This is a genomic window from Pseudomonas sichuanensis (genome assembly GCF_024749065.1).
GTDB lineage: Bacteria > Pseudomonadota > Gammaproteobacteria > Pseudomonadales > Pseudomonadaceae > Aquipseudomonas > Aquipseudomonas sichuanensis.
Genome location: NZ_CP087185.1, coordinates 3,199,931 through 3,224,730, shown reverse-complemented (window position 1 = coordinate 3,224,730; position 24,800 = coordinate 3,199,931). Strand labels below are relative to the sequence as shown.

Annotated in this window: 24 protein-coding genes; 11 read left to right on the top strand and 13 right to left on the bottom strand. The window is 65.4% G+C overall.

The genetic code is table 11. From position 1 onward, the window contains the following. Positions 1-150: 150 nt before the first annotated feature. Positions 151-2,463 (top strand): bifunctional acylase PvdQ, encoded by a 2,313-nt coding sequence (pvdQ, locus tag LOY51_RS14550; RefSeq protein WP_125858838.1) that lies wholly within the window; start codon positions 151-153, stop codon positions 2,461-2,463. 173 nt (positions 2,464-2,636) lie between these two features. Here pvdQ and LOY51_RS14545 read toward each other — a convergent pair whose 3' ends face one another. Together LOY51_RS14545 and LOY51_RS14540 are read right to left on the bottom strand one after the other, a co-directional pair. Next, on the bottom strand, positions 2,637-3,359 hold the full coding sequence (locus LOY51_RS14545) for a UDP-2,3-diacylglucosamine diphosphatase (RefSeq protein ID WP_125858837.1): 723 nt from the start codon (positions 3,357-3,359) through the stop codon (positions 2,637-2,639). Continuing rightward, complete coding sequence (locus LOY51_RS14540) at positions 3,356-3,856, bottom strand: peptidylprolyl isomerase (protein WP_258641734.1); 501 nt, start codon at positions 3,854-3,856, stop codon at positions 3,356-3,358. The genes LOY51_RS14545 and LOY51_RS14540 overlap by 4 nt, the downstream gene beginning before the upstream one ends. A gap of 261 nt (positions 3,857-4,117) precedes the next feature. Here LOY51_RS14540 and LOY51_RS14535 point away from each other — a divergent pair, with 261 nt between their 5' ends. Continuing rightward, positions 4,118-5,821, top strand: a complete 1,704-nt coding sequence (locus tag LOY51_RS14535) for a glutamine--tRNA ligase/YqeY domain fusion protein (protein WP_125464271.1) — start codon at positions 4,118-4,120, stop codon at positions 5,819-5,821. Positions 5,822-5,830: 9 nt separating this feature from the next. After that, the gene (gene cysS / locus LOY51_RS14530) at positions 5,831-7,213 is read left to right on the top strand and encodes a cysteine--tRNA ligase (RefSeq protein ID WP_110994409.1); all 1,383 of its coding nucleotides are present in this window, start codon (positions 5,831-5,833) and stop codon (positions 7,211-7,213) included. A gap of 132 nt (positions 7,214-7,345) precedes the next feature. Here the strand turns inward: cysS and LOY51_RS14525 are convergent, their stop codons facing one another. From LOY51_RS14525 to LOY51_RS14510, 4 genes are all read right to left on the bottom strand, one after another. Continuing rightward, a complete protein-coding gene (locus LOY51_RS14525) occupies positions 7,346-7,951 on the bottom strand; it encodes an START domain-containing protein (RefSeq protein WP_125858835.1) in 606 nt (201 codons plus the stop codon). Positions 7,952-8,041: 90 nt separating this feature from the next. Continuing rightward, complete coding sequence (locus LOY51_RS14520) at positions 8,042-8,878, bottom strand: bifunctional allantoicase/(S)-ureidoglycine aminohydrolase (RefSeq protein ID WP_125464268.1); 837 nt, start codon at positions 8,876-8,878, stop codon at positions 8,042-8,044. 132 nt (positions 8,879-9,010) lie between these two features. After that, on the bottom strand, positions 9,011-10,375 hold the full coding sequence (locus tag LOY51_RS14515; protein WP_258641733.1) for an LLM class flavin-dependent oxidoreductase: 1,365 nt from the start codon (positions 10,373-10,375) through the stop codon (positions 9,011-9,013). A gap of 432 nt (positions 10,376-10,807) precedes the next feature. Further along, complete coding sequence (locus LOY51_RS14510) at positions 10,808-11,788, bottom strand: aliphatic sulfonate ABC transporter substrate-binding protein (RefSeq protein WP_125858833.1); 981 nt, start codon at positions 11,786-11,788, stop codon at positions 10,808-10,810. 204 nt (positions 11,789-11,992) lie between these two features. On the opposite strand from LOY51_RS14510, the gene LOY51_RS14505 reads away from it, so the two are divergent. Beyond that, positions 11,993-12,886: an NHL repeat-containing protein gene (locus tag LOY51_RS14505; protein ID WP_125858832.1), complete on the top strand. Its 894-nt coding sequence runs from the start codon at positions 11,993-11,995 to the stop codon at positions 12,884-12,886. Positions 12,887-12,899: 13 nt separating this feature from the next. On the opposite strand, the gene LOY51_RS14500 is transcribed toward LOY51_RS14505, so the two are convergent. Beyond that, positions 12,900-13,784, bottom strand: coding sequence for a DMT family transporter (locus LOY51_RS14500; RefSeq protein WP_258641732.1), 885 nt, complete (start codon positions 13,782-13,784; stop codon positions 12,900-12,902). Between the two features lie 109 nt (positions 13,785-13,893). Next, positions 13,894-14,562, bottom strand: coding sequence for a class I SAM-dependent methyltransferase (locus tag LOY51_RS14495; RefSeq protein ID WP_258641731.1), 669 nt, complete (start codon positions 14,560-14,562; stop codon positions 13,894-13,896). Between the two features lie 105 nt (positions 14,563-14,667). On the opposite strand from LOY51_RS14495, the gene LOY51_RS14490 reads away from it, so the two are divergent. The 3 genes from LOY51_RS14490 to LOY51_RS14480 all read left to right on the top strand — a co-directional run bounded on the left by LOY51_RS14490 (position 14,668) and on the right by LOY51_RS14480 (position 17,505). Beyond that, the gene (locus LOY51_RS14490) at positions 14,668-15,420 is read left to right on the top strand and encodes a class I SAM-dependent methyltransferase (protein WP_125858829.1); all 753 of its coding nucleotides are present in this window, start codon (positions 14,668-14,670) and stop codon (positions 15,418-15,420) included. Between the two features lie 159 nt (positions 15,421-15,579). Next, positions 15,580-16,554: a quinone oxidoreductase family protein gene (locus tag LOY51_RS14485; protein WP_258641730.1), complete on the top strand. Its 975-nt coding sequence runs from the start codon at positions 15,580-15,582 to the stop codon at positions 16,552-16,554. 18 nt (positions 16,555-16,572) lie between these two features. After that, entirely contained in the window at positions 16,573-17,505 is a 933-nt protein-coding gene (locus LOY51_RS14480) for a LysR family transcriptional regulator (RefSeq protein WP_258641729.1), read from the top strand. Between the two features lie 117 nt (positions 17,506-17,622). Here the strand turns inward: LOY51_RS14480 and LOY51_RS14475 are convergent, their stop codons facing one another. Next, positions 17,623-17,952 (bottom strand): hypothetical protein, encoded by a 330-nt coding sequence (locus LOY51_RS14475; protein ID WP_110994419.1) that lies wholly within the window; start codon positions 17,950-17,952, stop codon positions 17,623-17,625. Positions 17,953-18,026: 74 nt separating this feature from the next. Further along, a complete protein-coding gene (locus LOY51_RS14470) occupies positions 18,027-18,677 on the bottom strand; it encodes a DUF998 domain-containing protein (protein ID WP_125858825.1) in 651 nt (216 codons plus the stop codon). Between the two features lie 191 nt (positions 18,678-18,868). On the opposite strand from LOY51_RS14470, the gene LOY51_RS14465 reads away from it, so the two are divergent. Both LOY51_RS14465 and LOY51_RS14460 read left to right on the top strand, forming a co-directional pair. Next, positions 18,869-19,618 carry a FadR/GntR family transcriptional regulator gene (locus LOY51_RS14465; protein WP_125858824.1) on the top strand — a complete coding sequence of 250 codons (750 nt, stop codon included), beginning with the start codon at positions 18,869-18,871 and terminating at the stop codon, positions 19,616-19,618. A 140-nt stretch (positions 19,619-19,758) separates the two neighbouring features. Continuing rightward, the gene (locus tag LOY51_RS14460; protein ID WP_258641728.1) at positions 19,759-20,646 is read left to right on the top strand and encodes a pirin family protein; all 888 of its coding nucleotides are present in this window, start codon (positions 19,759-19,761) and stop codon (positions 20,644-20,646) included. A gap of 198 nt (positions 20,647-20,844) precedes the next feature. On the opposite strand, the gene LOY51_RS14455 is transcribed toward LOY51_RS14460, so the two are convergent. From LOY51_RS14455 to LOY51_RS14445, 3 genes are all read right to left on the bottom strand, one after another. Continuing rightward, entirely contained in the window at positions 20,845-21,333 is a 489-nt protein-coding gene (locus tag LOY51_RS14455; protein ID WP_258641727.1) for an HvfX family Cu-binding RiPP maturation protein, read from the bottom strand. Positions 21,334-21,734: 401 nt separating this feature from the next. Next, positions 21,735-23,021, bottom strand: coding sequence for a sensor histidine kinase (locus LOY51_RS14450; protein WP_258641725.1), 1,287 nt, complete (start codon positions 23,019-23,021; stop codon positions 21,735-21,737). Beyond that, complete coding sequence (locus LOY51_RS14445; RefSeq protein WP_110994426.1) at positions 23,018-23,758, bottom strand: response regulator; 741 nt, start codon at positions 23,756-23,758, stop codon at positions 23,018-23,020. The genes LOY51_RS14450 and LOY51_RS14445 overlap by 4 nt, the downstream gene beginning before the upstream one ends. Before the next feature lie 218 nt (positions 23,759-23,976). Between LOY51_RS14445 and LOY51_RS14440 the strand changes: the two genes are divergently transcribed. Next, positions 23,977-24,252, top strand: coding sequence for a DUF2790 domain-containing protein (locus LOY51_RS14440; protein WP_258641723.1), 276 nt, complete (start codon positions 23,977-23,979; stop codon positions 24,250-24,252). 28 nt (positions 24,253-24,280) lie between these two features. Then, on the top strand, positions 24,281-24,796 hold the full coding sequence (locus LOY51_RS14435) for a thioredoxin family protein (protein ID WP_125466208.1): 516 nt from the start codon (positions 24,281-24,283) through the stop codon (positions 24,794-24,796). The last annotated feature ends 4 nt before the right edge of the window (positions 24,797-24,800 follow it).

The window sequence follows — 24,800 nt, the reverse complement described above, 5'->3', positions numbered from 1 at the left end:
AAGACGAACGAGAACGGCAAAACTGCAGTCCCTCGGTAAAAAAATCTGACCTGCCTTGTTGAAGACGTTGCAGCAGGCAAGAGGGCGTAAAATTTTCATCCGGCCATTCGTCTGATCGGGATAACCCCCCCGATTGCACGAGGAGTGCCTGTGATCCCTCTTTCGCGTCCTACCCTGCGCCTTGGCCTCGCCGCCGTCCTGGTTGCCTCCAGCCTGCTGGCGCAGGCGCGCGAGGCTAGCGGCGAAGCCTCTGCGCAGATCCGCCGCACCAGCTTTGGTGTGCCGCACATCCTGGCCAACGACGAGCGTGGCCTGGGCTATGGCATCGGCTATGCCTACGCCCAGGACAACCTGTGCCTGCTGGCCAACGAGGTGTTGACGGTCAACGGCGAACGCTCCCGCTACTTCGGTGGCGACGGCAAGACCGTGGAACAGCGCGACAACCTCGCCAGCGACCTGTTCTTCACCTGGCTCAACAACCCCGTCGCGGTCAGCGGCTTCCTGCAGGCCCAACCGGCAGCGGTGCGCGATCTGCTGGACGGCTATGCCCGCGGCTATAACCGCGCCCTGGGCGAGCGTCGGGCCCAGGGCCTGCCCGCCGAGTGCGGGGCGGGCGACTGGGTGCGGCCGATCACCAGCCTGGACCTGGTCAAGTTGACCCGACGCTTGTTGGCCGAAGGTGGCGTAGGCCAGTTCGCCGAGGCCGTGGTGGCGGCGACCCCGCCCAACCTTGCGGCGCAGCGGCCGACGGTCGACTACAGCGTGGCCCTGGCCCGGCAGCAGCAGTTCGCCATGAGCCGTGGCAGCAACGCCGTTGCGGTGGGTGCGCAGCGCTCGGCCAATGGTCGTGGCCTGTTGTTGGCCAACCCGCATTTCCCCTGGGTAGGCGGGATGCGCTTCTACCAGATGCAACTGACCATTCCCGGGCAACTGGATGTCATGGGGGCGGCGTTGCCGGGCCTGCCGGTGGTCAACATCGGTTTCAACAAGCACCTGGCCTGGACCCACACCGTAGACACGTCGAAGCACTTCACTGTTTACCGCCTGCAACTCGACCCGAAAGACCCGACCCGTTACCTGGTCGATGGGCAGTCGCTGCCGCTTGAGCAGCAGAAGGTCAGCGTCACGGTGAAAGGCGAGGGCGGCGCGCTGCAGCAGGTCGAACGGCCCATCTATCTGTCGAAGTTCGGCCCGGTGGTGCAATGGCCCGGCCGGCTGGACTGGGACAACAAGGCGGCCTATGCGCTGCGTGACGCCAACCTGGAAAACACCCGGGTGCTGCAACAGTGGTATCGGATCAACCGCGCCGACAGCCTGGGCGCGCTGCAAGCGTCGATTGCGCAGTTGCAGGGCATCCCCTGGGTCAACACCCTGGCGGTCGACGCAGCGGGGCAGGCGCTGTACCTGAATCAGTCAGTGGTGCCCTATGTCGATGAAGAGTTGCTGGCTCGTTGTGGCAACCCTGGCGTCACCGAGCCGGTGGTGGTGCTGGACGGCTCGCGCAGTGCCTGCCAGTGGAAGGTAGACGCCCAGGCCGCACAACCAGGGATCTTCCCGGCGCGCCTGCAACCGAGCCTGGTGCGCAGCGACTTTGTGCAGCATTCCAATGACTCGGCCTGGCTGGCCAACCCCGTTCAGCCATTGGCCGGTTTCTCGCCGCTGCAAAGCCGTGCCGAACAACCGCTGGGCATGCGCAGCCGCTTCGCCCTGCAGCGCCTGCAAGGTAGCGCCAAGCTGGACGGCGATGCCCTGAAGCGCATGGTGTTCGATGACGAGGTATACCTGGCCAGCCTGCTGTTGCCCGACCTGCTGCAATGGTGCAAAGGCGCGCCGACGGATGTCGCGGCGGTATGCGCCAGCCTGCAGGCCTGGAATGGCAAGGCTGATCTGGAGGCTGGGATCGGCCTGGTGCACTTCGAGAACATCGCCGGCGCGCTGGCCGAACATCGCGAAAGCTGGCGAGTGGCGTTCGATCCGGTCGACCCGCTGCATACGCCTCGTGGCCTGGCGGTGGAGCAGGCGGCGGTGGGCAAACTGTTGCACCAGGCTGCGCTGGCCTCGTTGGCCCAGGTTGGCAAAGCCGGCATCGCTGCCGAGCAGCGCTGGGGGCAGATCCAGCAGGCCAGCGACGGCACGCCGGTGCCTGGCGGTCCGCAGGAGTTGGGGGTGTATAACGCCATGCTCAGTGTGCCGGTCGCACCGGGCAAGCGCCTGGTGGTCAGCGGTTCCAGCTACCTGCAGGTGGTCAGTTTCACCGAGCAGGGGCCCCAGGCTCAGGGCTTGTTGGCGTTTTCACTGTCCAGCGAGGCGGCTTCGGCCCATGCCGGTGACCAGACCCGCGCCTTTGCCGCCAAGCAGCTGTCAGTGATCCCGTTCACCGAGGTGCAGATCAAGGCGGATCCGCAGTATCGGCAGTATGTGATCAGCGAGAAGGACAGGGCGGCGGTGGTGAGCGCTCAGTAGCTCGGTGAGTCTCATCACCGACCAGCTCCCACAGGATGGACGCTACTCTGTGGGAGCAACCGTTTTGCACTGTCTGGGCTGGCCTCATCGCCGGCAAGCCGGCTCCCACACCGACCGGATGAACGCAAGCCATACATCATCCCTGTGGGAGCCGGCTTGCCGGCGATAGGGGTTCAGGCGAAATCGAACGGGGCCAACTGAAAGCCCTGTTCATCCACCTGCAGCGTCCAGCCACGCCGATCCCAATCGCCCAGCACGATCCGCCGCGCCGGTTGCCCATCGACCACCAGCTTGTGGATCGCCGGGCGGTGCGTGTGGCCATGCACCAGGGTGCGTACGCCATGGGCGGCCATCACCTTGGGCACTTCCTCCGGGGTCACGTCGACGATCTCGGTGGCCTTCATACGTGTCTGCGAGCGGCTTTCACTACGCAGCTTGCGCGCCAGTTTGTGCCGCGTGGACAGCGGCAGGTGCCGCAGGATCCACAGCGTCAGCGGATTGCGCAGGTAGCGGCGCAGCTTCATGTATGCCAGGTCGCGGGTGCACAGGGTATCGCCATGCATCAGCAATACCTGCTCGCCACCCAGCTCGACCACGCTGGGGTCGGCCAGCAGGGTGCAGCCGGCGGCTTCGCAGAAAGCCTGGCCGATCAGGAAGTCGCGGTTGCCGTGCATCAGGTACACCGCCGTGCCGCTGTCGCTCAGTTGGCGCAGGGCCTGGCAGATCGACTGCTGGAACGGGGTCATGGCATCGTCGCCGATCCATGCCTCGAAGAAGTCGCCAAGGATGTACAGCGCCTTGGCGTGACGGGCGCGGCCGTCGAGCAGATCAAGAAACGCCCGGACAATGTCCGGGCGTTCTTCTTGCAGGTGCAGATCGGAGATCAGCAGAATCACTCAATGATCTCGGCTTTCTTGATGATCACGTCTTCTTTCGGTACGTCCTGGTGGCCCGATTTGGAACCGGTGGCGACTTTTTCGATGGCGTCGACAACCTCGGTGCCTTCGGTCACTTTACCGAACACGGCGTAGCCCCAGCCCTGGACATTCTTGCCGCTGTGGTTGAGGAAGTCGTTGTTGGAGGCGTTGATGAAGAACTGCGCGGAGGCCGAGTGCGGCTCCATGGTGCGGGCCATGGCGATGGTGTACTTGTCGTTCTTCAGGCCGTTGTCGGCTTCGTTCTGGATGCTGGCGCGGGTCTTCTTCTGGTTCATGCCAGGCTCGAAGCCACCGCCCTGGATCATGAAGCCCTTGATCACACGGTGGAACACGGTGTTTTCGAAGTGACCTTCTTTTACGTATTGAACGAAGTTCTCAACAGTTTTCGGGGCTTTTTCGGCGTTCAGCTCGATGACGATGTCGCCGTGGTTGGTGCTCAGTTTGACTTTGGACATGCTTAAGTTCGCTCTCAAGGCATCGGGAATAGGGGGCGCAGGGCGCTCGGGTTAGCTGACGCAGGATCAGCAGGCCGCGGCACATGCCACAAGGTGCGCGGCGGCCATTCTGCCGGTTTAGACCGGCGGCTGCGACAAATAGCTGCGCAAATCGCGTCAGTTTGTCTGCGCCCGGCTGTCAGCAGCTTGACTGCTTCGGCTATGATAGGCCCTTTGTTTCAATCGGCCTACCCAGGCCAGCTACCTGCATTCAAGGACACTATGAGCAAGCCCACTGCCGACAACGCGCCCAACGCCGCTGCCAAAGGCGCCCCCGCCGTCCCTGTGAACTTCCTGCGGCCGATCATCCAGGCCGACCTAGACGCGGGCAAGCACAGCAGCATCGTCACCCGTTTTCCGCCAGAGCCCAACGGCTACCTGCACATCGGTCATGCCAAGTCGATCTGTGTCAACTTCGGCCTGGCCAAGGAATTCGGCGGTGTCTGCCACCTGCGCTTCGACGACACCAACCCGGCCAAGGAAGACCAGGAATACATCGACGCCATCATGAGCGACGTGAAATGGCTGGGCTTCGACTGGGCCGGCGAGGTGCGCTATGCCTCCAACTACTTCGACCAGCTGCACGACTGGGCCGTTGAACTGATCAAGCGTGGCAAGGCCTATGTCTGCGACCTGACCCCTGATCAGGCCAAGGAATACCGTGGCAGCCTGACCGAGCCGGGCAAGAACAGCCCGTTCCGTGAGCGCAGCGTCGAAGAGAACCTCGACCTGTTCGCCCGTATGAAGGCCGGCGAGTTCAAGGACGGCGAGCGCGTGCTGCGGGCCAAGATCGACATGGCCTCGCCGAACATGAACCTGCGCGACCCGATCCTGTACCGCATCCGCCATGCCCACCATCACCAGACCGGTGACAAGTGGTGCATCTACCCGAACTACGACTTCACCCACGGGCAGTCCGATGCCATCGAAGGCATCACCCACTCGATCTGCACCCTGGAGTTCGAAGGCCACCGCCCGCTGTACGACTGGTTCCTCGACAACCTGCCGGTACCGGCGCACCCGCGCCAGTACGAGTTCAGCCGCCTGAACCTGAACTACACCATCACCTCCAAGCGCAAGCTCAAGCAGCTGGTCGACGAGCAGCACGTCAGCGCCTGGGATGACCCGCGCATGTCGACCCTGTCGGGCTTCCGCCGCCGTGGTTACACCCCGGCATCGATCCGCAACTTCTGCGAAATGATCGGCACCAACCGTTCCGACGGCGTGGTCGACATGGCGATGCTCGAGTTCAGCATCCGTGACGACCTCGACCGCACCGCGCCGCGCGCCATGTGCGTGCTGCGCCCGCTGAAAGTGGTCATCACCAACTATCCAGAGGGCCAGGTCGAGCAGCTCGAACTGCCGCGTCACCCCAAGGAAGACATGGGCGTACGCGTATTGCCGTTCGCCCGCGAACTGTACATCGACCGCGACGACTTCATGGAAGAGCCGCCGAAGGGCTACAAGCGCCTGGAGCCGGCCGGTGAAGTGCGCCTGCGCGGCAGCTACGTGATCCGCGCCGACGAGGCGATCAAGGACGCCGACGGCAACATCGTCGAGCTGCGCTGCTCGTACGATCCGGACACCCTGGGCAAGAACCCCGAAGGCCGCAAGGTCAAGGGCGTGATCCATTGGGTGCCGGCCGCTGGTAGCGTCGAGTGCGAAGTGCGCCTGTACGACCGCCTGTTCCGCTCCGCCAACCCGGAAAAGACCGAAGACGGCGGCAGCTTCCTCGACAACATCAACCCCGATTCGCTGCAGGTGCTGACCGGCTGCCGCGCCGAGCCATCGCTGGGCCAGGCTCAGCCTGAAGACCGCTTCCAGTTCGAACGCGAAGGCTACTTCTGCGCCGACCTGAAAGACAGCCAGCCGGGTCGCCCGGTGTTCAACCGCACCGTCACCCTGCGTGACTCCTGGGGTAGCTGAGGAACCGCCGTGCTCAACATCTACAACACGCTGACCAAGACCAAGGAAGCCTTCAAGCCGCTCGATGGCAACAAGGTGCGCATGTACGTGTGCGGCATGACCGTGTACGACTATTGCCACCTGGGCCACGGCCGCAGCATGGTGGCCTTCGACCTGGTCACCCGCTGGCTGCGCAAGAGCGGCTATGAGCTGACCTATGTGCGCAACATCACCGACATCGACGACAAGATCATCAACCGTGCCAACGAGAACGGCGAGTCGTTCGATGCCCTGACCGCGCGCATGATCGACGCGATGCACGAGGACGAGCGCCGCCTGAGCATCCTCAAGCCCGACCTGGAGCCCCGTGCCACCGACCATATCCCCGGCATGCACGCGATGATCCAGACCCTGATCGACAAGGGTTACGCCTACGCCCCAGGCAATGGCGACGTGTACTACCGCGTCGGCAAGTTCGTCGGCTACGGCAAGCTGTCGCGCAAGAAGATCGAAGACCTGCGCATCGGCGCACGCATCGAAGTCGACGAAGCCAAGCAGGACCCGCTGGACTTCGTGCTGTGGAAGGGCGTCAAGCCGGGCGAACCCTACTGGGATTCGCCCTGGGGCCCTGGCCGTCCGGGCTGGCATATCGAGTGCTCGGTGATGTCCACCTGCTGCCTGGGCGAGAGCTTCGACATCCACGGCGGCGGCAGCGACCTTGAGTTCCCGCACCACGAGAACGAGATCGCCCAGAGCGAGGCGGCCACCGGCAAGCAGTACGCCAACGCCTGGATGCACTGCGGCATGATCCGTATCAATGGCGAGAAGATGTCCAAGTCATTGAACAACTTCTTCACCATCCGCGACGTGCTCGACAAGTACCACCCGGAGGTGGTGCGTTACCTGCTGGTGGCCAGCCACTACCGCAGCGCGATCAACTACTCCGAAGACAGCCTGCGCGACTCCAAAGGCGCACTGGAGCGCTTCTACCACGCCCTGCGCGGTCTGCCGCGGGTGGCGGCCAAAGGCGGTGATGAGTTCGTCGAGCGCTTCAGCGCCGCGATGAACGACGACTTCGGCACACCCGAAGCCTGCGCCGTGCTGTTCGACCTGGTGCGCGAGATCAACCGTCTGCGTGAAAGCGACCCGGAGGCCGCTGCCGGCCTGGCTGGTCGTCTGCGTGAGCTGGGCGATGTGCTGGGTGTGCTGCAACTGGACGCCGACGACTTCCTGCGCGCAGGGGCCGAAGGCAAGGTCGACGCCGCCGAAGTGGAAGCCTTGATCCAGGCACGCCTGCAGGCGCGAGCCGACAAGAACTGGGCCGAGTCGGACCGCATCCGTGACCAGATCACTGCCATGGGTGTGGTGCTGGAAGACAGCAAAGGCGCCACTACCTGGCGTTTGGCTGACTGACCAACGGATCACCCCAAGGTCTGCTTCGTGACTGATCGCGGGGCAAGCCCGCTCCCACGCCAACATCAACGTTTGGCGTGGGAGCGGGCTTGCCCCGCGATGCTTTCATGGACCCTTGAATTGGTCCCGCGCTCAACGCTGCCGTTCGGCCACCGCACGCAACGTGCGCAGCGTCACCACTGGCGCATCCACCACGAATCGGTTGGCCAGCCAGCCCGGTACATCCCCGGCCGGATCAGCCTGCAGTTGATAGGTCACCTCGGTCCGCTTTGCACCCACCGGCTTCATGATCCATTCCCCGTTGATGCGCTTTACGCGGATCAGCCCCGGTTCTTCCGGCACCCTGCCAGGGTCGGCGCTGAGGTGGCGTACCAGCGTACCGTCGTCCAGCCGCTCGGTGCTGACCTTGAGCACCATGTCACGTGGCAGCGTGGGCCACGGCAGGTTGGTGGTGAGGTACACCCAGGTGCTGTCACCTTCCACGTCCAGCAGGCGCATCTGCTCGCACGCATACAGCCATTTGCACGCCACCCGCAGGTTTTCCTGCAGGTCGGTGAGTGTGCGCACGCTGGCATTCATGGTGCTGACACCACGGAACTGCTGGTAGGGGGAGCCGGCGACGCTGCTCAGGTAGACGCGGATACCTTCGCGGTCATAGGCCAGCTGCCAGTCGTCGGCGGCCAGCAGCGGGGCCGGTAGCGACAGCAGCAGGGCAAGCAGCAGGCGGGAGAGGGGCATGATCGGTGGCCGCAGCAAAGGCAAGCTGCAAGTATGGCCACAAAAACAAAGCCCGCCATTAAGGCGGGCTTTGCAAACATCAACCTGAACTCAACGCTGCGGGTTGAGGGTCAGGTGCACGTGGCGGTTGACGTCTTTGTACAGCAGGTAGCTGAACGGGCCCGGGCCGCCGGAGTAGCAGGCCTGCGGGCAGAAGGCGCGCAGCCACATGAAGTCGCCGGCCTCGACCTCGACCCAGTCCTGGTTCAGGCGGTACACCGCTTTACCTTCCAGGACATACAGGCCGTGTTCCATAACGTGGGTTTCAGCGAACGGGATCACGCCGCCCGGCTGGAAGGTCACGATGTTGACGTGCATGTCGTGGCGCATGTCGGCCATGTCGACGAAGCGGGTGGTCTTCCAGGCGCCTTCGGTGCCCGGCATCTCGATGACGGTGGCGTTGTCGCGATGGGTGACGAACGACTCCGGCACCGGCAGGCCTTCGACTTTCTGGTAGTGCTTGCGCAGCCAGTGGAAGGTGACGTTGGCCTGGCTGTTGTTGCGCAGGCTCCACTCGGCGCCCGGGGCCAGGAAGGCGTAGCCGCCTGGGACCAGGGTGTGGTGCTTGCCTTCGACGGTGATGTCGATCTGGCCTTCGACCACGAACAGTACCGCTTCGGCGTTCGGGTCCAGCTCAGGGCGCTCGCTGCCGCCTTCCGGGGCGACTTCGACGATGTACTGCGAGAAGGTTTCGGCAAAACCGGTCAGCGGGCGAGCGATGACCCACATGCGCATCTTGTCCCAGAACGGCAGGTGGCTGGTGACGATGTCACGCATCACGCCTTTGGGGATGACGGCATAGGCTTCGGTGAACATGGCACGGTCAGTCAGCAGCTCGGTCTGAGCCGGGTGCCCACCGTGGGGGGCGAAGTAGGATGGTTTCGACATGAACGGTCTCGACTTGTTGTTCTCTCCCCATGCCTTTGACCACACCGGCCGGTGCGTGCAGGGGATGCCGGGACAGCATAAGAGCCTGTCCGCGCCATCCACAAATTAAATGTTGAAATACCGGGTATTTGCTTACTGAATGCGTACCTGGCGGCCGACATGCTCCGCCGGCAAGCGGTCGCCGTTGCCGAACAGCTTGTGGCGCAAGGTGCCATCGTTGTAGGCGGTGGGGTAGCGGCCGCGGCGTTGCAGTTCGGGCACCAACAGCTCGACCACATGGGCCAGATCGTCCGGTTGCACCGCATAGGTGAGGTTGAAACCGTCGATGCCGGTCTGGTCCAGCCACTGCTCCAGCTGGTCGGCCACTTCGCTGGCGCTGCCCACCAGCACTGGGCCGCGCCCACCCAGGCCGACGAACTCAGCGGCTTCGCGCACGGTCCAGCGGCGGTTCGGGTCGGCGGCGGTGAACGCCGCCAGGGCGGCGCGGCCGGCGTCATTCTCTACATATTCAATGGGCGCGTCGGGGTCCAGGCCTGCGAAGTCGATGCCGGTCCAGCCCGACAGCAGCGCCAGGGCGGCGTCGAGGTCTACGTAGCGGCGGTATTCGGCGAAGCGCGCTTCGGCCTGCTCGCGGGTAGCGCCAACGATCAGCAGTGCCTGCGCATAGATCAGCACCTCGTCACGCCCGCGCCCGGCTACCTCGCTGGCCTGGCGAATGCCGTCGGCATAGCGGCGCAGCACTGCGGGCGTCGGGCCACTGATGAACACGCACTCGGCGTGCCGTGCGGCGAACTGCTGGCCGCGTGCCGAGGCGCCGGCCTGGAACAGCACCGGGGTGCGCTGTGGCGAAGGTTGGCACAGGTGCATGCCGGGCACCTGGAAGTGCTCGCCGTGGTGGTTGATCGGGTGTACCCGGCTGGGCTCGATATAGCGCCCGGTTTCGCGCTCCAGCAGCACCGCATCGTCTTCCCAGCTTTGCTCCCAGAGTTTGTACAGCACCTGCAGGTATTCTTCGGCCAGGTCATAGCGCTGGTCGTGGCCGAGCTGCCGGGGCAGGCCCAGGTTGCGCGCGGCGCTGTCGAGGTAGCCGGTGACGATGTTCCAGCCGACCCGGCCATTGCTCAGGTGATCGAGGGTAGACATGCGCCGGGCGAAGGGATACGGGTGCTCATAGGTCAACGAAAAGGTCACGCCGAAGCCCAGATGCTGCGTGACCCCGGCCATGGCCGGCACCAGCAGCAGCGGGTCATTGACCGGTACCTGCACGCCGCCGCGCAGGGCTGCCTCGGGGCCGCCCTGGTAGACGTCGTAGATGCCCAGCACGTCGGCGATGAACAGCGCGTCGAATAGGCCGCGCTCCAGCAGCCGGGCCAGGTCGGTCCAGTAGTCCAGGCGGTTGAACGCGACACTGGTGTTGTGTGGATGGCGCCAGAGGCCGGGCGATTGGTGGCTGGCGGCGTTCATGCTGAAGGCGTTGAAGCGGATCGGGCGGGGCATCGTTACCTCCTTGTCAGGGCCATGCCCTGCAAGGTCTTTGAATGAGATTGTGTGAGGGCTGCGAGGGTTCGGCGAAAGGGTTGCAGCGCCTGTGAGATCGAGCGCCGCCCGCGCGGCGCATCGCTGGCAAGTCGCAGCGGCGAACCGCAGCTCCCACATCTGTTTCGGGCCAGTTACTCCTGTAAGTTCTTCGCTATCCGCCTTGTTGGTACGACGCGGTTTCAGTGTGGGCGTTGCCGCCGCCCCATATGACTCAAGGCATGCACCAAAGCAGGCGCCGGTACTTTCACAGGCATAATTGGCCCGAAACAAACTGTGGGAGCTGGCTTGCCAGCGATGCGCCGCGCGGGCGGCGCTCGATCTCACAGGCGCAGAAAGCCTCTCGGCGAACACTTGGAGGTCCCACCCCAATCACCTCGCAAGGCATCCCTGTCAGGGCAGCACAGAGGCCGGATAAACCGCCTCGGCGACATTCAACTTGCGCGGGATCAGCCCCAGCCCCTGGAAGGTGTCGGCCAGCTTCTGCTGTTCGGCGACGATCTGCGGGGTGATGGCCACGGCGTTGTAGTTACGCCGCTCGCTGGCGGTCTTGAGCACGTCGGCACCGATCCCCAGTTGCGGCGCCAGCAGGCTGGCGACCTCGCCAGGCTGGGCGTTGGCCCATTGGCTGACCTTGGCCAGTTCGCCGAAGAAGGTCTTGAGCAGCGCGCGGTGCTGGTCGGCGAAGTCGGCGGTGGACAGGTAGAAGGTGCGATTGTTGGACAGCCCGCTGCCGTCGCGCAGGTTCTTCAGGCCCGGCTGCGCTTCGGCGGCAGCCAGGAACGGGTCCCACAGCGTCACGGCCTGCACGCTGCCCGACTGCAGCGCGGCGACGGCATCGGCGGCGTTGTTGACGTAGGCCGGGGTGATGTCCTGGTAGCTCAGGCCGGCCTGCTCCAGGGCCACGGCCAGCAGGTACTGGGCGTTCCAGCCGCGGCCAGTGGCCACGCGCTGGCCCTTGAGCTGGGCGACCGAGGTGATCTGGTCCTGCTCGCGCACCACCAGGCCGATGCCGCGCGGGTAGGGCTGCTCGGCGGCCAGGTAGACCACCGGCTTGCCGGCGGCCTGGGCGAACACCGAAGGCGCGTCGGCGGCGTGGCCCAGGTCGATGGCGCCGGTGCTCAGCGCTTCGAGCAGCTGTGGGCCGGCGGCGAACTCATGCCAGCTGACCTTCACCCCCTGGGGCGCCAGGGCTTTTTCCAGGGCACCGCTGCCCTTGAGAATGTTGATGCTGTTGAACTTCTGGTAGCCGATACGCAGGGTCTTGCCATCGTCGGCAACCGCGTTGGACCAAGGCAGGAGGGCGCTGGCAACGCTGGCCAGCAGGCCGCCGATCAGCAGGCGGCGCAGGGGGGAGAAGGCACGGGAAGGCACGGTGAGGGCTCCTTGAATAGGCGGAAAAGCGTGGCTCCAGCCTACGGAGCTGGCAGGGGCTATTTCAATTTGTTTATTCCATTCAGTTAGATTGTTTTGTTATTTTTATATCCATTTATTTTGTCGTGACCGACCGGTCACTGAGCCATGACATTTTTTTCACATCCCCTTGCTACGATCGCGCCACTTTCAGGAGCTCGATCAATGATGCATGTTCTGCGCAAGCGCAGTGCCCGCCTGGCCCTGGCCGTCGGTGCAGGGCTGGTGGCCAGCACCCTGGGTTTTTTCGCCTGGCAAAGTTTCTATCCGGTGCAGGCCGCTGATGGCTGGCGTGTGCAGTTGCTGCACGGCGAGGTCGACAAGGCTGCCTCGTTGTTGCCGCAGTTGGATGGCAGCCTGCTGGTGAGCCGTGAGCTCAACGGTGGCAAAGGCAGCATCATCAAGATCACCGCCGACGGCGACCGTGTGGTGCTGGTCGAAGGCTTGTCCAAACCCGATGGCATGGTCGCCGTGGAAGGCGGCTGGGTGTTCAGCCAGGAGGTGGGCGAGGCGCCGGTCAGCCTGTCGCGCAATGGCCAGGTCATGCCCTTGTTCCAAGGCAACAATGTGCAGGGCTTGTACAACGATGGCGAACACCTTTACGCGATCGAAGACCGCAAGGGTGATGGCCGGCTGATGCGCTACGACTGGCGCAGCGGCCAGTTGGATGTGCTGCGCTCGGGCCTGACCGAAACCGAAGGGCTGACCCGTTGCAACGACGGGCGCCTGCTCTACACCGAAAAGGCCAGCGGCAAGATTCGGGCGCTCAGCGACGATGGCCAGGACCCCGTGGTGGTCGAAGGCTTGCGCAACCCGACGTTCCTGCTCTGCGATGCACGCGGCCTGTGGATCAGCGAGGACTCCACCCACCGTGCCCGGCTGCTGCGCGTCGACGGCGATGGATCGCGCCATACCGTGCTCAGTTTTCTCAAGGCACCGCAGGCGATCGTGCCCGACGGCAGCGGCGGTTACCTGCTTGCCGAGGGTGGTCGCGACCGTGTGCTGCGTCTGACGCCGCCGCAAGACCCTGCCGTGCAGGCCGTTTCCGCCCGGGAGTAACCTGGCGGCCGAGTCAACTGGGCAGGCGTGGGCCCTTGCCGGGCAACAGGCCAAGCACCAGCATGCAGCCGAACATGATCACCAGGCCACCGAAGGCTTGCAGCCAGCTCAGCGCCTCGCCGAGGAACAGCGCCCCGACCAGCACGGCGACCAAGGTCACCACGAACTCGACGCTGATGGTGCGGGTGGCGCCGATGCGGGCCACCAGACCGAAATACAGCACGTAGGTGGTGGCGCTCATCACCGCGCCGCTAATGGCCAGGTAAAGCCAATCCGCGGCCTGCGGAACGCCCGGCACCGGGACCAGCACCAGCAACGGCAAGGTCAGCAGGCCGCCCGCGAGGAATGCGCCGCCAGTCACTGTCCACGGATCCTGGCCGCGCAGGTGCAGGCTGGCGTAGTTGCTGCCGAACGCCGCGCACAGGCAGCCGCCCAACGAGGCGATACAGCCGTGGACGAAGTCTTCGTTGACCTCCTGTGCCGGGAAGCCTACCAGCAGGATGATGCCGAGCAGGCCCAGCAGCAGCCCGGCCAGCCCTTGCAGGCTGATCTTCTCCAGCCCCCAGAGGCGGCCGATGATCATCGAGAACAGCGGAATGGTCGCGACGATAATCGCCGCCATGGCGGTGCCGATACGCGGTGTGGCATAGGACAGGCCGATCAGTTGCCCGGCCACGGTGGTAGCGCCCACCACCAGCAGCGGCCTGAGCAGTGGCCGCAGGCGCAGCGTACGGCCAAGCAGGGCGGCCAGCGCGGCCAGGGTGCCTGCGGCGATCAGTGCGCGCAGGCTGACCGCACCCACCCAGCCAAAGGCATGCACCACCTTGAGGATGACCAGGAAAGAAAAGCCCCAGGCGATGGCCAGGAACAGGTAGGCGGCAAGGTCGCGGGGTTGCATGGGCAGCAGGGTCCGTCCGGGGCAGGGCAGCGCAGGCTAGCGGCAGGCACGGGGGTGGAGCAAGACGCCGGGGCGCTTGCTGTCGCAAACGGAACGCCCTGGCGCCTTGTCAGGTGCGTTGCGCAACCAGCAGCAGCGACTGCGGCAGCCGCTGCTGCGGATGTTGCGGTTCCTGCAGTTCGAGCAGGCTGAAGCCGGCCATCTGCAGCGCCTTCAACCAGCTGGCCAGGGTACGGAAATACCAGGGCATCGGCTGCCAGTCGCCACTGAGCCCGCAGAACGTCTCTTCGCGCCAGCCATCCTGATAGTCGCTGGCGGCGGCTGTCCATGGATGCAGGGTCTGGATCACCAGCGTTCCCTGCGTTTGCAGCAGCCCGTGCAGGGCTGCCAGCAACGGGATGATGTCCTGGTGCAGCAGGGCGAAGTTGGCGCAGACCAGCGAGTAGTCGTGGCCGATGTCCACCTGCCTCGCGGCCAGTTGCTCGTAGGTGGCCAGGTGTACCGCGGGCGAACCCGCCGCATGCGCGGCAGCCACCAGGGTTGCGTCGCCATCCACCCCGACTGCTTCGACACCCCGGTTTTCCAGTGCCCGCAACAGCCAACCTTCGCCACAGCCCAGGTCGAGCACCCGCGCCGGCTGCCGGCCGAGCACGGCGAGGAGCATGGCCTGGTCGGTAACCTGGCGACGGGACTCGATGGCGCCGCCGCGCACGGCGTCGATCCAGGCCTGGGCGTTGTGCTGCCAACTGCGCAGCAGCGGGTCTTGTGGGGCTGGCATGCAAGGGCTCCGATGGGCGCGGGTGGCACAAGGATAGGCCAGATCCGCCTTGTGTCAGGGGGCCGTTGCTCGGCACACTGGCACGTCCTCGCTAAGGAGCATGGCATGGCACTTGCGAAAGCGGATTTCACCACGCGGTTGTTGCTCGACGCCGGAATCGGCCCTGGCATGCGTGTGCTGGATGTCGGTTGCGGCAGCGGCGATGTGAGCCTGCTGTTGGCCCGCCTGGTGGATGGCGATGGCGCGGTGGTGGGCGTTGACCAGGCGACCGGGGCGCTGGAGATCGCCCGGCAACGCGAGGTGCCGAAGGGCGCTGCGCCACCTGAGTTCATCCACGCCGATCTGCACGCGCTGCCTGCTTCGCTGGGGCTGTTCGACGCCATCGTCGGGCGCCGGGTGCTGATGTACCAGGCGGATGCGCTCAAGGCCGTGCGGGGGCTGGCCCGGCACCTGCTGCCAGGTGGCGTGATGGTGTTCCAGGAGCACGACGCCAGCCTGACGCCGGCCAGCCTCGAACCTTTCCCCTTGCACCGCAAGGCCCAGCAGTGGCTGCAGCGCATGCTGGCGCAAGAGGGCGCCGACCTGCACATCGGCTTCAACCTGCACCGTATCTTCAGCCAGGCCGGGCTTGCGGTGGAGGACCTGCGCGCCGAATGCCTGGTGCAGACGCCCGACAGCCGTTACGCCCTGGCTGATATCGTGCGCGCCTGCCTGCCGCGGATTATCGAACAGGGCGTGGCCAGTGCCCGCCAGGTAGGGATCGAAACCCTGCAGTCACGGCTGGATGCTGAGCGCCAGGCCAGTACCGGAATCTATATCGGCGACATGCTGTACGGCGTGGTGGCGCGCAAGCGCTGATCGCTCGGCCGTGGTCAGCGCCACTGCGGCGATCACCGGCACGCTCATTCGAGCGATTGCTGTTTCAAGTGCACGAATCATCTGCACCAGGCCTCATTGTTCGATCCATTGCAGCACTCTAGCCTGAGCCTGACTTTGCAATCACCCAAGGAAACGAACATGGCCAAGCGAATAGTCCTGCAGCAGACCGGCGGCACCGAAGTCCTGCACCTGCAGGACCTGCCGGTACAACAACCCGGCCCCGGCGAGGTATGGCTGGAACAGACCGCAATCGGGGTCAACCCGCTGGACGTCCTACAGCGCAAGGGCGGCGCGCCGTTGCCGCTGCCCTGCGGCCTGGGCCTGGAGGGCGCCGGGCGGGTGGCCGCAGTAGGCGCAGGCGTCACCAATGTGAAGGTGGGCGACTCTGTGGGCTATGCCACCGGCCCGCTTGGCGGCTACGCCAGCGCACGCTTGTACCCGGCCGAGCGGTTGGTGAAGCTGCCGGCGGGCCTGGGCGAGGAGGAGGCCGCCGCGACCCTGTTCAAGGGCATCACCGCCCAGTACCTGCTGACCAGCACCTACCCGGTCGGCCCCGGGACGCGGGTACTGATCTATGGCGCCGCCGGAGCGCTTGGCCAGTTGATGGTGCCTTGGGCCAAACACCTGGGGGCGACCGTCATTGGTGTGGTATCGCGGCCACAGAGCGTGGCCCGGGCCAAGGCCGCAGGGTGTGACCACGTGCTGCGGTTCAATGCCGCCACCCTGGCCGCCGAGGTGCGCGAGCTGACCGCCGGGGAGGGCGTGGACGTGGTCTACGACAGCGTTGGGCGCCTTTCGCTCGAAGCTTCGCTGGACAGCCTGCGCCCGCGCGGTCTGCTGGTGTCGTTCGGCGGCAGTTCCGGCGCGCCGGCAGCCATCGAGGTCGCCACGCTCAATGCCAAGGGCTCGTTGTTTGTCACCCGGCCGTCACTGGCCGCCCACACCCGCACCGCCGAGGAGTACCAGGCCCGCGCGGCAAGCGTGCTGGCTGCGCTGGCCGCGGGTATCATCCAGCCGCGGATCTGGCGCCGCTACCCGTTGGCCGATGTGGCCAGGGCCCATGAGGACCTGGAGCAGGGCCGGTCGGAGGGGGCGCTGATCCTTACCCCCTGACCCCGGATGAGCCTTGCCATGCACCCCTTCGACAGCCGTCGCGCCGACGAACTCGCCACCTTGCTGGCCCTGCACGAACAGGGTTCGTTCGCCGCCGCCGGGCGCCAGCTGGAGCGCCACCCTTCGGTGCTGTCCCGGCGCCTGGGTGCGCTGGAGCAGCGTCTGGGCATCCGCCTGGTGGAGCGCACCACCCGCCAGCTGCGTTTCACCGACGAAGGCGAGCGCCTGGTGGAGCGCCTGCGCCATGCCAGCCGCTTGATCGACGAGGCCGAGCAGGAGGCTGCACTGGGCGCCGCACAGGTGCGCGGCCGCCTGCGCCTGGCGCTGCCGGCGGCCATGGGCCGGCGCTGGTTGAGCGGGCTGCTGGCGGACTTCGTGCTGGCCCACCCGCAGGTCACGATTGATGCTGAGTACGCCGACCGTTTCGTCGACCTGGTGGGCGAGGGTTTCGATGCGGCCATCCGTATTGGCGAGCTGGCCGACAACCGCCTGGTGGCCAGCAAGCTGTGCGAGCACCTGCGCATCCTCTGCGCCGCGCCTGGCTACCTGGCGCGGCATGGCACGCCGCAGTTGCCGGCCGACCTGGCCAGCCACAACTGCCTGGGCTTCAGTGGGCTGCGTTCGTTCCCCGAATGGCACCTCACCGCCAGCGGTCGCCAGGCGAGCGTCAAGGTCGCTGGCAGCCTGCGCGGCAACGACAACGAGGCGCTGCTCGAGGCGGCGCGGCGGGGCGTGGGGATTATCGCCGGTGGCGACTGGTTGATGGTCGAGGACCTGCGGGCCGGCCGACTGGTGCGGGTACTGCCGGAGTGGCAACTGGATGTGGCCGCGGGGATCTACCTGGTGCGGCCTTCGGCGCGTCTGAACACGGCGGTGATGCGGGCGTTCAAGACGTGGCTTGAGGCCCGTTTCAAGGATGGCGCGCCATGGCGGCATGATTCTCGATATTAAATTACATTTGCTATGTAATCCGTTGATTTTAAAGGATTTATCCAGATTGGCGCTGGATGTGAAAAATCTGGATAAATCACTTCAAAATATCCTTATAACTCATTGATTTATAAGGATTTATCTCTTCGCAAGCGCATGCTGAGCACACTGCTCATAGTAGGTCTGCTTGATCGCCGCCGGCTTGAGTTGCGAACGGCTGTTGTAGGTCTGCTCGGTGATGCCGAAGGCGGTCATGCGCATCCAGGGTTTGGCGAACTTGCGGGCCTGCAGCTTCTTGCGCGTGGCGTACAAGGTGACTCCGGAAAGCTTGGCCTGCTGGGCCTCGGCGGCGATCTGCGCGCCCCAGCCGCATACCTGGCGATCGTTCTGGCTCAGTGCCCGGGCCTGGGCGCCGAAGGTGGCGACGGCCAACAGGCAGCCGGCTACGCTTGCTAGAAATACCCGCATGTTGCTGTCCTAAGCGTCTGAAGGAAAACGGAGTTTGCCCGTACTTCAAACGCCTGGGGGCCAGCAATTTGCCGTCAGACGATGGCCATGCGCAGTGGGTTGTGGCGGCTGGCTCGCAGCGACACCAGGGCCAGGGCCGCCAGCCACAGCAGCGAGACCCCGTAGTTCAGGCGCTGGTACAGACCGAACAGTTCCCCGCTCTCGGCCGCCCGCGCCATCAGCAGCACCGTGACCACCGCCAGCACGGCGCACAGCAATGACCACCAGGCCAGGCCGCGCGATCGGGCCAGGCGCTGGCCGAGGCCGATCCACAGCACGCAGGCCAGGGTCAGGGAGAGGAACATCAGCAAGCCGCTGAGGTTGTGCAGTTGTTGCGACAGCGAAGGTGCCACCGGCGCACAGCCCGCATCACAGGCAAACCAACCGGTGCCCAGGCTGCCCACGCCGTGCAGCAGGATCAGCAGCGCGCTCAGCTGCGCCAGCCTGGATTGTCGCCAACGTCGCGCCAGGCCCCAGGCAAACAGGGCGAACAGCAATGCCAGGGGGAAGTTGTTGATCCATGGCGAGAGCGTGTGGGTGGGGGCGTCCACCGCGCCGAGCTGGCTCATGGCCTGTTGCAGGTGGCTGTATCCGGGGTAGGCCTTGGCGGTCAGGGTGACGCCGATCAGCAGCCAGAACGGGATCAGCAAGCCGCTGGCGAGCAACAGGCGATCGAATGTCTTCATGCAGGTTCCTTCCTTGGTGGGCATGGGCAAACGCGCAGCCTAGCGCCATGGCAGGGCATTTCGCCAGCATTCGATAACATCCCATTGCTTACCAGCAGGTGATGAGAGGTGAAATCCCCAGTGGACGTATGTGATCGTACAACCGCATGCGCTATCATCACGCCTGTCTTTCACAACAAGATGTACAGGGCATGACAGAGCAGCAGGTACAGCCACGCACCCGGCGCAAGCCGCGCAGTCTCGCGCAGGAACTGGTCACGGTGCTGACCGAGCGCATTCGCAGTGGCCAGCTTAAACCCGGCGACAAGCTTCCCACCGAATCGCAGATCATGGTCGAGGAAGGCGTCAGCCGTACCGTGGTGCGTGAAGCCATTTCGCGGCTGCAGGCTGCCGGCCAGGTCGAGACCCGCCACGGCATTGGCACATTCGTCCTGGACGCGCCGACTGCCGGCGGTTTCCGTATCGATCCGGCCACCGTTGTCACCCTGCGCGAAGTGCTGGCGGTGCTGGAACTGCGTATCGCCCTGGAGATCGAGTCGGCCGGGCTTGCCGCGCAGCGGCGCAACGACGAGCAGCTGGCCGGCATGCGCGCCGCTCTCGACGAGCTCAACGAAGGCGCGGCCCACGCCTCGGACGCGGTCTCGGCGGACTTCCAGTTCCACCTGCGCATCGCCCAGGCCAGCGGCAATCACTACTTCGCCGATATCATCAATCACCTGGGCACCAGCATCATCCCGCGCACCCGCCTCAACTCCGCGCGCCTGGCCCATGACGACCAGGCCCATTACATGGGCCGGCTGATGCACGAGCACGAAGCCATCTACGAGGCCATTGCCCGGCGCGACAGCGAAGGCGCGAAAATGGCCATGCGCCTGCACCTGAGCAACAGTCGCGAGCGCTTGCGCCAGGCCCATGAGCAGGCCGAGGCACAGGGGGTCTGATACCTCTGCCGACTGTACCGGCCAGTTCGCCGGCGCGGTCGGATTGTTCCATTTGTAGAACGATGCATGCCAATTTGGCCGTCTAGTGAACGATTAACCTCATCTGTAAGGTGGTGTTCATCCACGAGAGGAGGTTTCTCATGAAAAAGATCCAGGGTATCCACCGCAGCCCCCACGCCCACTGGGTGGGTGACGGTTTCCCGGTACGCAGCCTGTTCACCTACGATCATCTGGCCCGGCATATCAGCCCGTTCCTGCTGCTGGACTACGCCGGTCCCCATGATTTCGCCCCCACCAGTGCCCGCCGTGGCGTCGGCCAGCACCCGCACCGCGGTTTCGAAACGGTGACCATCGTCTATCAGGGCGAGCTGGAGCACCGCGATTCCACCGGCGCCGGTGGCCTGATCGGCCCGGGTGACGTGCAGTGGATGACCGCCGCGGGCGGCATCATTCACGAGGAGTTCCACTCGCCGGCCTTTGCCAAGCGTGGCGGCACCCTGGAGATGGTGCAGTTGTGGGTCAACCTGCCGGCCAAGGACAAGCGCGCCGCCGCCGGCTACCAGACCCTGCTGGCCAGCGACATCCCGGTGGTGGCGCTGGAGGGCGAGGCGGGCAGCCTGCGGGTGATCGCCGGCCGCTACCTCGAGCACCAGGGCCCGGCCCGCACCTTCACCGACATGGATGTGTGGGACCTGCGCCTGAAGGCCGGCGCCAGCCTGCAGTTGCCGGTTGCCAGCGGGCGCAACGCGGCACTGGTGGTGTTGCGCGGCACGCTGCGGGTCAACGGCGAGCGCGAGGCCGGCCCGGCCAGCCTGGTGTTGTTCGAGCGTGACGGCGAAGGGCTGCGCATCGACGCGCTGGAGGACGTCAGCGTGCTGCTGCTCAGCGGCGAGCCGATCGACGAGCCGATCGTAGGTTACGGCCCGTTCGTGATGAACAGCCAGGCCCAGATCGCCGAGTCGTTCGACGACTTCCAGGCCGGGCGCTTCGGCCAGATGGGCGGGGTCGAAGCTGGTCCCGTCAGGTAACGTTTCATCGTCGGTGATGGGGCTGCTTTGCAGCCCTTCGCGGGTAAACCCGCTCCCACAGGTTTCGCGCCAGCTTGAGGCTTTGCGCAATCCAGTGGGAGCGGGTTTACCCGCGAAGGGCCGCAAAGCGGCCCCAATTGGCTTGACTGACCGGCATCAGGGCCCACGCTCACCGAGCGTGGGCCCTTTTTTGTGAGTTCAGGCCCGACGCCACAGCCAGTGGTCCAGGCTCAGGCGCCCCGAACCTTTGAGCAGCAACGGCAGCAGTGCCACCAGGTAGATCAGCGGCAACTTGAAGTTGCCATGCCCCTGGTCGCTGATTGCATAGCCCTGGGCCAGCTCGGCAAGGCTTGACCACTCGGTCGGCCAATGCACGGCGGCAATCGCCACCAGCGTCACCACCGCCAGCACCGCGCTGGCCAGTCGCGTGCCCAGGCCCAACAGCAGAAGCAGCGGGCAAAGCAGCTCGGCCCACATCGACAATTGCCAGTTCAGGCTCGCCGGCAGCAGGTCGAAGGGGAACGGGAAGCTCCCTTGCAAGTCGGCGAACCAGTTGGCGCCGTTGAATTTTTCCAGCCCCGATTCGAAGAACTCCCAGGCCAGGAATAGCCGAAGCGGCACGTCGGCGCCCCAGCTGCCGATGCGATCGAGGGCGGTGAACGGGCGGGTCAGGGTGTGCGTCAACATGGCAGGACTCCTTGGGATCAGTGGGACGTGGCCGGGCGGCGCAGTGGCAGGGCTGCCTTGGCGATGAGCTTGAGGGGGACGGCGGCGAACATCAGGGCGAATGCCAGCGGCAAGGCTTTCATCGATGGGTTTCCCGGGGTGTGCGACGACGGCGGGGTGCCGTCGCTCTGTGGTGGCCGGGAGTGTGTGCGGGTGGGGTATCTGCAGTGTGTCGGCGGGTTGGGGGTTGTGTATCGGTTTGTAGATCCGCTTTGCCTTTATGGCCTCATCGCCGGCAAGCCGGCTCCCACGCCGACCGCATCAGCCCGCGCCATGCGTTAACCCTGTGGGAGCTGGCTTGCCAGCGATGAGGCCAGTGCAAGCAATCCAAGGTAGTTGTGCCCCGAGGCCGGGCGAACCGCTCAGCGCAGCTCGATCTGCGCGCACAGCCCGCCTTCTGCGCGGTTGCGCAAGGTCAGGCTGCCGCCCATGGCCTGGGTCAACTGATGGGCGATGGCCAGGCCCAGTCCGGTGCCGCCGGTGCTGCGATTGCGCGACCCCTCGACCCGGTAGAACGGCTTGAGCACTTCATCGAGCTCCGCCGCAGGGATGCCCGGGCCGTCGTCGAGTACCCGGATCAGCGTCACGCCGCCCTCATGGTCGACTTCAAGCTGGGCGGCACCGGCAAATTTCAGGGCGTTGTCCACCAGGTTGACCAGCACCCGGCGCAGGGCGTGGGGCCGCGCCTGCAGGGTGGTCTGGGTGCTGCCACGGCGCTCAACCCGGGCACCGCTGTCCTGGTAGTCGAACACCAGGCTGTCGAGGAAGGCATCGAGGTTGACCTTGCACGGTGCCTCAGTGCCGCTGTCCATGCTGCGGGCGTAGGCCACGCCTTCGCGCACCAGATGCTCCATGGCATCGAGGTCGTGCCACAATTTGTCCTTTTCCAGCCCGTCGTCCATCTGTTCGACCCGCAATTTCATGCGGGTGATCGGCGTTTGCAGGTCGTGGGAGATCGCCGCAAGCAGCTGCATGCGTTCCTTGAGGTAGGCCGCGATACGCGCCTGCAGGGCATTGAAGGCGACGGCGGCGTAGCGCACCTCGCGCGGGCCGCTTTCGTCCAGCAGCGGGCCGGGGTGGTTCGGGTCGAGGTTGTCCACCGCCTGCACCAGGCGGGTCAGCGGGCCGATGGCCAGGCGTACGGCCAGCCAGGTGCAGAGCAGCAGCACCAGCAGCTGGATCAGCAGCACCACCGGCAGCCAGGTGGCCACCGGCACCGGCGCCGGGGTCACGTCGATGGTCAATGGCGCGCCGTCGGCCAGGCGCAGGTGGGCCTGGAAGTGCGCGTTGGGGCCGGGGATCTCGAGGAAGGTCAACTGATAGCGATCACCGATGGCCTTGACGATCGACTCGGCGGCCATGGGCGCTTCGGCACTGGGCATGGCCTCGCCGGGCAGCCCGCCGTCGAGGCGGTAGCGGTAGGTGCGCCGCTCCAGGCGCGGCAACCAGGCCGGGCGCTCGGCGGCGGGCAGGCGGTCGAGGATGGCCACCGAGGTGGACACGTCCAGCTCCAGGTTGCTGAGCATCATCGAGCGGCTGCTGACGTAGCGCTCATACGCCTGCAGGCTGAACGACAGGCCGTAGGCCAGCACCAGCCCGGTGAAGAAGATCAGCGCCAGGCGCGAGGCGAGGGTGCGCGGCCATTTCATGCAGGCGACTCCAGCAGTTGCACCGGCAGCGAGAACACATAGCCCTCGCTGCGCACGGTCTTGATGCAGGTAGGCTCGCGGGCGTCGTCGCCGAGGCGCTGGCGCAGGCGGCTGACCAGCAGGTCGATGGAGCGGTCGAAGATGTCGGCCTCGCGGCCTTGGGTGAGGTTGAGCAGTTGTTCGCGGCTGAGCACCCGTTGCGGGTGGTCGAGGAATACCCGCAGCAGCCGGTATTCGGCGCCGGACAGCGCCACCAGGGTCCCTTCGGCGTCCAGCAGGTGACGCGAGGTGGTGTCCAGGCGCCAGGGGCCGAAGGCGATGAGTCGGCTGCTTTCGCTGATGGTCAGGTTGGGCGGCAGCATGCGCGTGCGGCGCAGCACGGCGTTGATCCGCGCCAGCAACTCGCGGGCGGAGAAGGGCTTGGTCAGGTAGTCGTCGGCGCCCATTTCCAGGCCGATGATGCGGTCGGTTTCGTCGTTGCGTGCGGTCAGCATAAGCACCGGCGTGTTGCGGTGCTTGCCGGCGCGCAGCTCGCGGCACAGCAGCAGGCCGTCGTCCCCGGGCATCATGATATCGAGGACGATCAGGTCGACGGCGTTGTTCTCCAGGAAGGCGCGCATCTGCCGGCCATCGGCGACGATACTGGTGCGCAGGCCGTTCTTCTTCAGGTAGTTGCCGACCAGTTCGCGGATCTCGCGGTCGTCGTCAACGACCAGGATGTGATCGACGTGTTCCATCGGAGGTGTCCTTGTCTTGGGTGTGGGCGCAGTGTACAGAGCGCGTTCGGCCTTGCCTGCGGCGGTTTGTATTGCAGTGTATCTGGCGCGGCTGCAGATACAGGCGCAGGCACTTCGGTGCCTCGCAGGACACAAGCGCGATACCTGGCAGCGTTGAAATGGCTCTCGACCGGGGAGCAACGCCTCCCCACCCAAGAAGCTGCACCAGGAGAGATGCCATGACCTTCAAGACTTTTACCAGCGCTGCCCTGTTCGCCATCCTTGGCCTGGGTGCCATCACCGCCCAGGCCAGCAGCAACTCGATGAACGACGCCAGCGTGATGCACTATCGCTACGGGGACCATCTGGACATCAAGAAAGTCCTGTCGGTAAAAGATGACCAGCGCACTGGCTGTGGCCTGGTCAACACCCGCATGGACTACCTCGATTCCAACGGCAAGCCGCAAAGCGTCGAGTACCGCACCTATGCCACCAGCAGCTGCCATGACAACTGATCCGCGCGGTAAAGGGAGCAAACGTCGCCTGCTCAAGGCCGGCGGCGTGGCCCTGGCCCTGGTCGGGCTGGGGCTGGCTGGCCACCTGCTGGCACGCGACAACTACGGCCCGATGCCGTCGCTGGCCGGCGCCGAGCAGTGGCTGAACTCACCACCGCTGGAGGGGCAACAGCTCAAGGGCAAGGTGGTGCTGGTGGATTTCTGGACCTACGACTGCATCAACTGCCGGCGCAGCCTGCCCCATGTCAACGACTGGGCGCGACGCTATGCCGACCAGGGGCTGGTGGTGGTCGGGGTGCACACGCCGGAGTACGACTACGAGCACGAAGTCGCCAGCCTGCGTGAGCAAGTCAAGCGGTTGGGTATCGGCTATCCGGTGGCGGTGGACAACGACTATCGGATCTGGAATGCCTGGGGTAACCAGTTCTGGCCAGCGCACTACTTTGTCGATCGCAAGGGGCAGGTGCGGCATGTGCATTTCGGCGAAGGCGATTACGACGGGCAGGAGCAGGTCATAAGGCAGTTGCTCGATGAGCGGGGGTAGCCGA